8 protein-coding genes are annotated in these 10,670 nt (G+C 75.8%); 3 read left to right on the top strand and 5 right to left on the bottom strand.

Features of this window, described 5'->3' with window-relative positions:
- The 3 genes from ACQ5SO_RS15160 to ACQ5SO_RS15150 form a co-directional block, all read right to left on the bottom strand.
- Positions 1 to 313 (bottom strand): hypothetical protein (locus tag ACQ5SO_RS15160; RefSeq protein WP_430942460.1); only part of this gene is annotated, 313 nt, incomplete at its 3' end.
- Positions 314 to 551: 238 nt separating this feature from the next.
- Positions 552 to 1,739: a hypothetical protein gene (locus tag ACQ5SO_RS15155; RefSeq protein ID WP_430942459.1), complete on the bottom strand. Its 1,188-nt coding sequence runs from the start codon at positions 1,737 to 1,739 to the stop codon at positions 552 to 554.
- A 235-nt stretch (positions 1,740 to 1,974) separates the two neighbouring features.
- On the bottom strand, positions 1,975 to 3,150 hold the full coding sequence (locus tag ACQ5SO_RS15150) for an acetate/propionate family kinase (protein ID WP_430942458.1): 1,176 nt from the start codon (positions 3,148 to 3,150) through the stop codon (positions 1,975 to 1,977).
- 286 nt (positions 3,151 to 3,436) lie between these two features.
- Here ACQ5SO_RS15150 and bmt point away from each other — a divergent pair, with 286 nt between their 5' ends.
- Both bmt and ACQ5SO_RS15140 read left to right on the top strand, forming a co-directional pair.
- On the top strand, positions 3,437 to 4,462 hold the full coding sequence (bmt, locus tag ACQ5SO_RS15145) for a betaine--homocysteine S-methyltransferase (protein WP_430942457.1): 1,026 nt from the start codon (positions 3,437 to 3,439) through the stop codon (positions 4,460 to 4,462).
- A gap of 261 nt (positions 4,463 to 4,723) precedes the next feature.
- Complete coding sequence (locus tag ACQ5SO_RS15140) at positions 4,724 to 5,407, top strand: VPLPA-CTERM sorting domain-containing protein (RefSeq protein ID WP_430942456.1); 684 nt, start codon at positions 4,724 to 4,726, stop codon at positions 5,405 to 5,407.
- Between the two features lie 251 nt (positions 5,408 to 5,658).
- Here the strand turns inward: ACQ5SO_RS15140 and ACQ5SO_RS15135 are convergent, their stop codons facing one another.
- A complete protein-coding gene (locus tag ACQ5SO_RS15135; protein WP_430942455.1) occupies positions 5,659 to 7,734 on the bottom strand; it encodes a M3 family metallopeptidase in 2,076 nt (691 codons plus the stop codon).
- 242 nt (positions 7,735 to 7,976) lie between these two features.
- Here ACQ5SO_RS15135 and ACQ5SO_RS15130 point away from each other — a divergent pair, with 242 nt between their 5' ends.
- Positions 7,977 to 9,932 carry a BTAD domain-containing putative transcriptional regulator gene (locus tag ACQ5SO_RS15130; protein ID WP_430942454.1) on the top strand — a complete coding sequence of 652 codons (1,956 nt, stop codon included), beginning with the start codon at positions 7,977 to 7,979 and terminating at the stop codon, positions 9,930 to 9,932.
- A gap of 222 nt (positions 9,933 to 10,154) precedes the next feature.
- On the opposite strand, the gene ACQ5SO_RS15125 is transcribed toward ACQ5SO_RS15130, so the two are convergent.
- Complete coding sequence (locus ACQ5SO_RS15125; RefSeq protein WP_430942453.1) at positions 10,155 to 10,484, bottom strand: hypothetical protein; 330 nt, start codon at positions 10,482 to 10,484, stop codon at positions 10,155 to 10,157.
- Positions 10,485 to 10,670 lie beyond the last annotated feature (186 nt).

Below are 10,670 nucleotides of genomic sequence, written 5' to 3'. Positions count from 1 at the left end.
CCGGCGGACGGATGGCGACGGTCAGCCGGCGGCGGCCAAGCTCCGGCGGACGGATGGCGACGGTCGGCCGGCGGCGGTCAAGCTCCGGCGGACGGATGGCGACGGTCAGCCGGCGGCGGCCAAGCTCCGGCGGACGGATGGCGACGGTCGGCCGGCGGCGGCCAAGCTCCGGCGGACAGGTGGCGACGATCAGCCGACGGCGGTCAGGCTCCGGCGGACAGGTGGCGACGGTCAGCCGGCGGCGATCAAGCTCCGGCGGACGGGTGGCGGCGGACAGGGTGGCGGGGCCGGCCGAGGACGCGCGGGCGCCCATGGGCGCCGCCCGGCGCCGACGCGCGCCCCGGCGCCCCGCGCGCGTCGCCGGAGGTCCGTCCTCGTCGCCGGGTTTCCGGGCGTCGCCCCCATCGCCCCGGCGCGCCGGCGCCCGGGGGCCCACCGGCGGCGGATCATGGGCGGGCGGCGAGCGGCGCCGGGCGGCCCGGCCGCGCTCTCCCGGCGCAGCGCTCTCCCGGCGCCGCGCCGACGGGCGCCGCGCTGACGGGGGCCGCCGCTCAGCCCCAGCCCCGGGGCCCGGCGGCGACCGGCGGCCCGCCGGGTCCGGGCCGCGGATCGCCGCGGCCCCCGACCGGCCCCAGCACCGGGCGCAGGCCCGCGCCCGGCGCCGCCCGCGCCGGTCCCTGCCGCCCCGCGTCCTCGCGTTCCGCGGGGCGCGCGGGACGCCCCGGCGCCGCCGTCTCCAGCCCCTGCGCCGTCCAGCGCGCCTGCCAGCGGCGCGGCGGGGCGAGCCGGGCGCGCAGAAGCTCCAGCGTCCAGGCGGGCGGGCGGGCGGGCGGCCCGTCCCCCCGGGCCGCCGCGCCGGTCGCCCCCCCGGCGCGCGCGCCTGCGCCCCCTCCTGCGCGTCCCCCTGCCCCGGCCGCGCCGTCCCCAGGCCCGGCCCGGCGCGCGGCCGCGCGTGCGGCCTCCGCCCCGGCCATCTCGGTCCCGGCCATCTCGATTCCGGCCGCCTCCATCCCGGCCGCCCCCGCCCCGCCTTGCGGCCCCGGGTCCGGCGCGGCGGCCAGCCCGGGCCGCGGCCCGCGCCGCCCCGCGCCCTCCCGCGCCGCGGGGGCCAGCGACCAGCGGGTCTCCACCCCCTGCGCGCCGCCCGCGCCGGGGGTCAGCAGCAGGACCAGCGGCGCCGCGCCGCCGCGCCCGGCCGCGCGCAGCGCCTCGGCCCCCGCCTCGGCCGCCAGGTGCAGCCGCCGCACCGGGGTCAGGCCCGGCAGGGTCTCCAGCTCCGCCACCACCAGCGGCACGGCGCCCGAGCGCAGCGCCTCCTCCGCGATCCACAGCGTCTCGGCCGCGCGGGTCGGGACGGCGAGCGCAAGGCGCGCCGGGTCGAAGAAGGGCGCCAGCCCGTCGGGGTTCAGCCGCCCCTCGGCATGGGCGGGGCGGATCCACAGCACCGGGCCGCCCAGCGCGCGCAAGGCCGCGCCGCCGTCCACGAGATCGATCTGCCCCATCCCGGCCCCCGCCCCGGCCCCCGCCCCGGCCCCGGACAGCGCCCCCATCCGGCCCGCGACCATCGCCGCCAGCGCCAGGCGCGCGGGGCCGCAGATCTCGTGCGCGCGGCCGAGCGCCAGGGGCGGGGGGGCGGCGTCCTCCCCCGCCTGCCCCGCCTCCCCCGTCCCGAACCAGGCCAGCGCCGGCCGCGCCGCAACCCGCCCGCGGGTCAGTTTGACCAGGTCCTGACGTGCCATGCCCCGCACCTCCGTGCCGCTGCGATTCCCATATGTTCTATTTTTGTTCTAGCACGTCTCCACCGGCCGCCCCAGCCCCCGGAGACGAGACAGGCGCGGCGCCCGCCGCCGGGACCGCCGCGCCTGCCGCACGCTCTCCATCCGCGCCCCCGGCCCGAAAGGCGCGGCGCGGCCGGGCGGCGCGGGGGCCCTGCGCCCCCCAAGCCCGGACGCCGCGCCCCCCCGCCTGAGCCCCTCAGCCCGCCAGCGCCGCCGCGGCCCGGGCGATCACGCCTTCCTCGTCCGTCTCGATCACCAGCGCCCGGCAGGCCGAGCCGGGGGCCGAGATCTCGCCCGCCCCCGCATCATTCGCGCCCGCGTCCAGGTCCAGCCCGAGCCAGCCCAGCGCGGCGCAGATCCGCGCCCGGATCGCCGCCGACCGCTCGCCGATCCCGGCGGTGAACACGATCCCGTCCACCCCCTGCAGCGCCGCGGCGAGGCTGCCGATCTCCCGCGTCGCGCGGTGCACCCAGATGTCGATCGCCCGCGCGGCCCCCGCGCTGCCGCTCTCCAGCAGCGCGCGCATGTCGCCGCTCTCGCCCGACAGGCCCAGCAGCCCGGACTTGCGGTAGAGAAGGTTCGAGACCGCCTCCTCGGACCAGCCCTCGTTCTCCATCAGGTGGAACACCACGCCCGGGTCCATGTGCCCGCAGCGGGTCGACATCACCAGCCCGTCGAGCGGCGAGAACCCCATGGTCGTCGCCACCGACCGCCCGCCCTTCATCGCGCACATCGAGGCGCCGGAGCCGAGATGCGCCACGATCACCCGCCCGGCCAGCAGCTCCGGCGCCTGCGCCGCAAGCTTGCGCGCGATCGCCTCGTAGCTCAGCCCGTGGAAGCCGTAGCGGCGGATGCCCTGGCCGTACATCTCGTAAGGAAGGCCGTAGGCTTCGACCTCGGGGGCCATGGTGCGGTGGAAGGCGGTGTCGAAGCACGCCACCTGCGCCGCGCCCGGGAAGGCCGCCTGCGCCGCGCGCACGCCCGCGAGGTTGAAGGGCTGGTGCAGCGGCGCGAATTTCTCGTAGCCCGCGAGGTAGTCGAGCGCGTCCGCGTCGAGCAGCGCGGGGGCGGAGAACCGCTCGCCCCCGTGCACCACGCGGTGGCCGACGGCTTCCATGGTCGCGCCGTGCAGCTCCTCTCGCACCGCCGAGAGCGCGACGGCCAGCGCCGCGCCCTGGTCGGCGGCGGCGGCGGGGTCCAGCGCCTCTTCCCGCGTGCGGCCGGGGGTCTTGAGGCGCATCCGAGGGGAGGGTCCGCCCACGCCTTCCACCGCGCCGGTTTCCAGCGGCGCGTCGGGGGCGTCCGGGTCATAGAGCCCGAACTTGAGCGAGGAGGACCCGGCGTTGAGGGTCAGGATGCGGCGGTCGGACATGGGGACGGCTCCGGCGGTTCGGCCATGGGGGAAGGAAGGGGCGGGCGCCAGCGTGTCATGACGCGGCGCAGCATCCAAGCGGCGCCGCTGCGGCGAAGCGCGGCGGCGGGGCGGGCGGCGGGGCGGGCGGCGGGGCGGGCGGCGGGGCGTCGGGCGCCGCCGCCCCCGCCACCGGGCGGAAAGGTCGCTCCCCCCGGGCGATTGGTTGCGCCGGGACGCCGTTTGGGGCATTCAGGCGCGTGAATTCGCATCCCCATCGCCGCTTGACCCCCGGGAGCCCCCAGCGATGACCGACATCCTCCGCCGCATGCTTCAGGACCGCGACTGGCTGCTCGCCGACGGCGCCACGGGCACGAACCTGTTCACCAAGGGCCTGCCCCATGGCGACGCGCCCGACGCCTGGAACCTGGAGAATCCCGACGCGATCCGCTCGCATTACCGGGACTTCATCGAGGCCGGCTCGGACATCGTGCTGACCAACACCTTCGGCGGCACCGCCAACCGGCTCAAGCTGCACCAGCTCGACGGCAAGGTGCAGGAGATCAACGAGGCCGGCGCCCGCCTGCTGCGCGCCGAGATCGAGGCCGCGGGCCGCGAGATCGTCTGCGCCGGGTCGGTCGGCCCGACGGGCGACCTGTTCCAGCCGGTCGGGGACCTGTCCTACGAGGACGGCGTGGCCGCCTTCACCGCGCAGATGCAGGGCCTGAAGGATGGCGGCGCGGACCTGGTGTGGATCGAGACCATGTCCGCGACGGACGAGATCGAGGCCGCGCTCGAGGCCGCCGACAAGGTCGGCATCGCCGCCGTCACCACCATGTCCTTCGACACCAACGGCCGCTCGATGATGGGGGTCACGCCGACCGATCTCGGGAAGCTCGCGCATACCTGCGCGCACCACCCCGTCGCCTGGGGCGGGAACTGCGGCACCGGCGCGCCGGACCTGCTGATCGGGCTGCTCTCGGCCTCGGCCGAGATCACCGATGGCGACCTGATCATCTGCAAGGCCAATTGCGGCATCCCGGAATATGTCGACGGCGCGATCCGCTACTCGGGCACCGAGGCGCTGATGGCCGATTACGCGTGCCTCGCGCGCGATCTCGGGGCCCAGGTGATCGGCGGCTGCTGCGGCACCAAGCCCGAGCATATCAAGGCGATGAAAGAGGCGCTGGAGACGCGCCCGCGCGGCGCGACGCCGACGCCCGAGCAGATCATCGAGACGATCGGCGACGTCACCGGCTCGACCATGGACCTGCTGTCGGCCGCCGCGGCGCCGGAAGGCCGGGGCGGGCGCGGCCGTCGCCGCCGGGGCTGATCGCCCCGCCCCGGGGGCCGCGACCGGCCCGCACGAGGGCTGCACGAGGATGGCACGAGGACTGCAGAAAGGCCCCGCGAGGGGCCTTTTTCATGCCCGCGTCCCGGCCCCGCGGGGCGGCCCCGCCACGTCCCGCGGGGCGGCCCGCGCGCCGCCCCGCGCCGCTGGCGGCGATACCTGCACCGTTTCCCGAAAATTGTGATACCATCCCACCCCGTGGAGGGCCATTTCGCCCCTCTCGCGGACTGAAGGGGACTGTTCATGCGCACACTTGCAGCCGCGGGGATCGCGGCATTGCTTGCCGGACCGGCTTTCGCGGTCAACGTTCTGACCGAGGATTTCGACGGGACCGTCGACCCGTCCATCGGCGGCGCCGGGACCGTGACGCCCGTTCTGGGCTATGCCGGGATCGGCGGCTTCGCGGGGAACTTCCTGCTCAACAACCAGACGGCAGGCGTCGCCACCACCGTCTCGCTCTCGGGCCTCGCGGCCCATACCACCATGACCATCGGCTTCGACCTCGCGCTGATCGACAGCTGGGACGGGAACGGCGGACGCGCCAACGGGCCCGACTGGTTCAACCTCGTGCTCGACGGGGTCGAGCTGCTGGAGGTCTCGGTCGATTTCACCGGCACGGCGAACGAGACGATCCCGGCCGAGGCGACCTACACGCTCGAGGACACCGAGGCCTACGGCTCCACGAGCTGGGCGGACAACGCCTTCGCCGTGTCGATCACCGTGGCCCATAGCGGCGCGACCGCGGCGCTGTCGCTGTTCGCGGACGGGTCGGGCTACCAGGCCGGGTCGGACGAGTACTGGGCGGTGGACAACCTGACGGTGGACATCAACGAGGTCGGCGGACCGCAGGACGTGCCCCTGCCCGCGGCGGCCCCGCTGCTGCTGCTCGGGCTCGGCGGGCTCGCCGCCCTGCGCCGCCGGGGCTGAGGCGCCCGCGCCGAAATGCGAAGGCCCCGCCGGGAAACCGGCGGGGCCTTTTGGTTTGCGCGCGCGGGGCGCCGCGGGCCGGGGGAAGGGCGCGGTGCGCCCGGGCGGGCGGGCCGATGCGGTCCCGAAGGGGCCGCGAGGGCCGCACGCTCCCCCCGCCAGCCATTCCAGGCGCGCCCCCAGCCCGGGGATGGGAGGGGGAGCGCGAGGGGGAGGGAAGGGGGCGAGCCCCCTTCCCTCCCCCTCGCATATCACGCGGGAACCAACCCGCGCGCCTCCAGCAGCGCCTTCGGCTCGGGATCCCGCCCGCGGAAGGCGCGATACGCCTCCGCCGGGTCCTGCCGCCCGCCCGCGGTCAGCACCGCCCCGGCGAAGCGCCCGGCGACATCGGCGTCGAACACGTCCCCCGCCTCCTCGAAGGCCCGGAACGCGTCCGCATCCATCACCTCGGCCCAGAGATACGAGTAATACCCCGCCGAATACCCGTCGCCCGAGAAGACATGCAGGAAATGCGGCGCGGCATGCCGGGAGCGGATCGCGGCGGGCATCCCGATCCGGTCCAGCACCTCCGCCTCGAAGACCTGCGCGTCGAACCCCTCCAGCGCGCCCGCCTCCAGCAGGTGCGCCTCGAGGTCCACATAGGCCGAAGCGAGGTATTCGCAGGTCGCGAAGCCCTGCCCGAAATTCTCCGCCCCGCGCACGCGCTCGGCCAGCTCGGCCGGGATCGGCTCGCCGGTCTCCACGTGCCGCGCATGGGCCGAGAGGATCTGCGGCGTCAGCAGCCAGCGCTCGAAGATCTGGCTCGGCAGCTCCACGAAGTCCCGCGCCACGCTGGTCCCGGACACGAAGGGATGCTTCACATCCGACATCAGCCCATGCAGCGCGTGCCCGAATTCGTGGAACAGGGTCCGCGCATCATCGAGCGTCAGCAGCGTCTCCTCCCCCTCCGGCGCCTCGGCGAAGTTCATCACGTTGATGACGACGGGGCGGATGTCCTCGTTCCCCAGCGCCTCCTGGCTGGTCAGCGCCGACATCCAGGCGCCCGAGCGCTTCGAGGACCGCGCGAACGGGTCCATGATGAAGGTCCCGACCGCCTTGTCCCCGCGCCTGACGGCGAAGGCCTCGGCCGAGGGATGGTGCATGGCCGCGCCCTCGACCGCCTCGAACGAGAGGCCGAACAGCCGCGTCGCGGTGTCGAAGGCGGCCTCGCGGATCCGGCCCAGCGGCAGGTACGGCTTGATCTCCGCCTCGTCGAGGTCATGGCGGCGCTTGCGCAGGATCTCGGCGTAATAGCGCCAGTCCCAGGGCTGGAAGTCGTCCAGCCCGTCGAGTTCCGCGGCCAGCGCGCGCAGCTCGGCCTCTTCCTCCGCCGCGCGGGCCAGCGCCGGGCCGCGCACGCGGTCCAGCAGGTCGCGCACGTTTTCGGGCGACCCGGCCATCTGCGGCTTGAGCTTGAAGTCCGCGAAGGTCCTGAAGCCCAGCAGCCGCGCCTTCTCGCTCCGCAGCTTCAGGATCCGGGCGATCAGCGGGCGGTTGTCGGTCGCCTCGGTGAAGACCGGCGCGCCGGTCCCGCGGGCGGTCCAGGCGCGCCAGGCCTTCTCGCGCAGATCGCGCCTGGCGCTGAAAGTCAGGAACGGATCGACCAGCGAGCGCGAGAGGGTGATGACCCAGCCCGCCTTGCCCCGGTCCTTCGCCGCCCGCGCCGCGGCCTGGCGCAGGAAGCCGGGACAACCCTCGAGCTCGGCCTCGTCGGTGATCTCCAGCCCCCAGGCGGCCTCGTCGGCCAGCACGTTCTGCCCGAAGGCGGCGCCGAGTTCCGCAAGCTCCGCCGCGATCTCGGCCATCCGCGCGCGCGGGGCGCCCGAGAGCATGGCGCCAGAGCGCAGGAACCCGTCGCGATAGAGCTTCAGGACGCGCGCCTCTTCCTCGTCCAGCCCGCCCTCGTCGATCTTCGCGGCGCGGCCGGCGAGGCGCGAATCCATCCAGACGGACGCGGAATGGCGGGCCAGCTTCGGCGCGATCTCCCGCTCCACCGCGCGGATGTCTTCATCCGAGCAGGTCCCCGCCAGGGTCCAGAACGCCGAGGCCAGCCGCCCCAGCCGCCGCCCCGAGCGTTCCAGCGCGCCGATCACGTTGGCGAAATCGGGCGCGGCGGCGTCCGAGGCGATGCGCTCCACCTCGGCGGCGTGGTCCTCGATCGCGGCGGCGAAGGCGGCGCGGAAATCGGCGGCCCGAACCGCGTCCCACGGCGGAAGACCAAAGGGCAGCGCGGTCCAGTCCTGCGCGAAGACATCGGCGGAAATCGCGGCGTCGTCAGTGTCGATCATCCGAGGGGGGACCTTTTGCGAAAGTAAGCGCGCCGGTCAGGGGCGCGCGGGGGATTGTCTTGACCCGGGACATATGGCCTTGATGCTGACGCGGCAATGCACTGGCTGCAACAGGGGACCGCAGGGCGGGCGTGCCGGGAGGGAGAACGCCCCACGCCGACCCGCGGGTTTGGTTAGAGATGAATATTGAAGCGGACGTCGCATCGGGGGCGCATTCAGCCCCGACGATGACCATAACGGCGATGGGCGCCGCGCTTGTGCGCGGCCCCGACGGCATTTCCATTTCCACGCTTGGCGCGAAATCCGTCGCCATGCTGGCCTTCGTCGCGTTGCAGCCGGGCCAGGCGGCGTCGCGCGACGCGCTGGTGGAACTCCTCTGGCCGCGCTCGGACGCCGAGCAGGGCCGCGCGTCGCTGCGCCAGGAATTGCGGCGGATGAAGAAGGCGATGGGCCCGGTCTTCGAGGCCGCGCTCGACACCCCCTCGGGGCAGGTGGCGCTGCGCCCCGGGCGGGTGTTCATCGACGCGGCCGCGCTGGAAGAGGCGGCGGAATCGCGCGACAGCGCCGGGCTGGCCGCCGTGCCGACGCTTTATGGCGGGCCGTTCCTCGCCCCCCTCGCGGTGGCCGAGACGCCGTTCCAGGACTGGCAGGCCGAGACCAATTCGCGGCTTGAAGAGGTGACCGTCGAGGCGCTGCTGCGCCTGATGCTGCTGGACGAGGCGGCCGGGCGGCTCGACCGCGCGGCCACCGCCGCGCGCACGCTGCTGGGGATCGACCCGTTCCAGGAGGATGTCCACGCCTCGCTGATCCGCATCCATGCCGCGGCGGGGCGCATCGGCGCCGCGCGCCAGCAGCTGGAGCGCTGCCGCAAGCTGTTCATGGAGGAGCTGGACGAGGACCCGGGCCCGCAGCTCGCCGCCCTGATCCCGGACGCGCGCGGGCGGCGCGCGGCGGCGCAGTCCGGGGCCAAGACCCCCGTGCGCCCCACCGCCCCCCTGCCCGGCCGCCCGACCCCGGTCCATGCCGGCCCGCGCCGGGCGCTCGCCGCCCTGTCGGTGCGCGCGGCGGACAAGGGCGACCCGGAGATGTCGGCCCTGGCCGCCCAGGTCGCCGCGTCGATCATGAACCAGCTCGGGCCGGGCTGCTGGCTGGGCGTCGCGCTGCCCGACGCGCTGCGCGCGGCAGGCGAGGACACCGGCGGGCTGCTGGACCGCGCCACCTGCGTCGCGGACGTGGCGCTGAGCCGCGCCGGGGACCGGCTGCGCGCCGACCTTTCGGTGCTCGGGCGTCCCGACGGGGCGGTGCGCCGGGCCGAGACGATCGAGGCCGCGCAGGATGACGAGCTCGCCCCCGCCGTGGCGCTGGCCCGGCGCGCGGCCGCCGCGCTCGGGGCCGCGTTCATGGACGCGGCCGAGGCGGAGGCCGAGCTTGAAGGCAACGCGGCGGGCGCCGACGGCTGGTCGGCGCTGATGCGCGCCAACCGGCTGATGCGCGAAAGCGACCCGGCGGCGCTGACTGAGGCGCACGCGCTGCTGGAATCGCTGGTGCGGGCCGAGCCGGACTTCACCGAGGCGCTGTGCCTCGCCTCGGTCGCGCACATGGCCGAGATCCGGCTGGGCCTGTCCGACGCCCCGCGCGAGTCGATGTTCCGCGCGCGCGAGCTGGCGCTGCGGGCGGTCAAGCGCCGCCCCGACGCCGCCTGGCCGCATTACGCGCTGGGGCTGGCGACCTCGCTGGCCGAGGATCCGCTGGCGGCGCAGTCGCAGCACCTGCACGCGCTGCGCCTGGCGCCCGGCTTCGCCCCGGCGATGGGCGAGGTGGCGCGCGGGCTGGCGCTGGCCGGGGACCGGGCCGAGGCCGAGCTCTGGGCCGCGCGGGCGCTGGAGAGCGGGCCGTCCGATCCCTGCACCGCCGACTGGCTGCACGCCCGCGCCGCGGCGCGCTTCGCGGGCGGGGACCATGCCGGGGCCGCGGCGGCGGCGGCCGAGGCCGAGGCCGCGCGCCCGGGCTGGGTTCCGGCGCAGGCGCTGCTGGCGGCGGCGCTGCGCGCGGGCGGGGACGGCGCGGGGGCGGACCGGGCCGCGTCGCGGGCCGCCTCGGCGCCGCGCCCGTTCTCGGCCGCCGCGCTCGAGGCGCTGCACCCCTTCGCCGACCGCGCCCTGACCGACGCGCTGATCGCCGAGCTGCCGCGGGGCTGAGACCCGGCCCGCCCGCCCGGCGGGCGGCGAGGTCCGCGGACGCCCCGCCCCGGGGGCGCGCCCCAGGGGCACGCTCCGCGGGCGCGGCGGGAACCGAAAAGGGCGCCGCCGGTTTCCCGGCGGCGCCCTTTTAGCAGGCGCGGGCCTTCGCGGCCCGGATGGCGGCGGCGACGACTGCCCGGCAGCGGCGACTACGTTCCCGGCGGCGCGGCCGGGCCGTCCTCAGGCCGGGTGCGTCCGGCGGCGGCGCAGCTGCACCACCCCCATCACGCCCAGCGCGCAGGCCAGCGCCGGGGCGACGACGCCCGGGGCGATCATCGCCGCGCGGGGCGCGACCGGCGCGGCCTCGCCCGTCGGTTCGGACAGCGCCTTGAAGGCGGCGCGGTCAAGATCCTGCGCATAGGCGGCGGCGACCGCCTGCGCGTCGATCAGCGTCCCCCGCGGCGCGGCGTCGAAGACCGCGAGCCCGGCGGAGAGCGGCGCGGCCTGGGCCCCGGCGGCGAGAATGACCGCCAGCGCGGCCGATGCGGCGAATACGGCAGGTTTCAACATAAAATGGCTCCTGCTTCCGGGTCGGAAGCCAACACGTGATCCAAGGACGCGGGGGCGCGGACGGATCGGCGAAACGACTCGTCCCTCGCGTGCAATCACTGTGTCAGTCATGACGTGACCGGCGCGTGATCGCAATGCTGCATTGCATGATTTTTCTGATGCGGCGCAAAATACCCGGGCGAAGAC

The sequence above is a fragment of the Rhodovulum sp. DZ06 genome, assembly GCF_050586345.1.
In the GTDB taxonomy this organism is placed as follows: Bacteria; Pseudomonadota; Alphaproteobacteria; order Rhodobacterales; family Rhodobacteraceae; genus JBOCEF01.
This window is presented reverse-complemented; position numbering and strand designations above follow the sequence as displayed.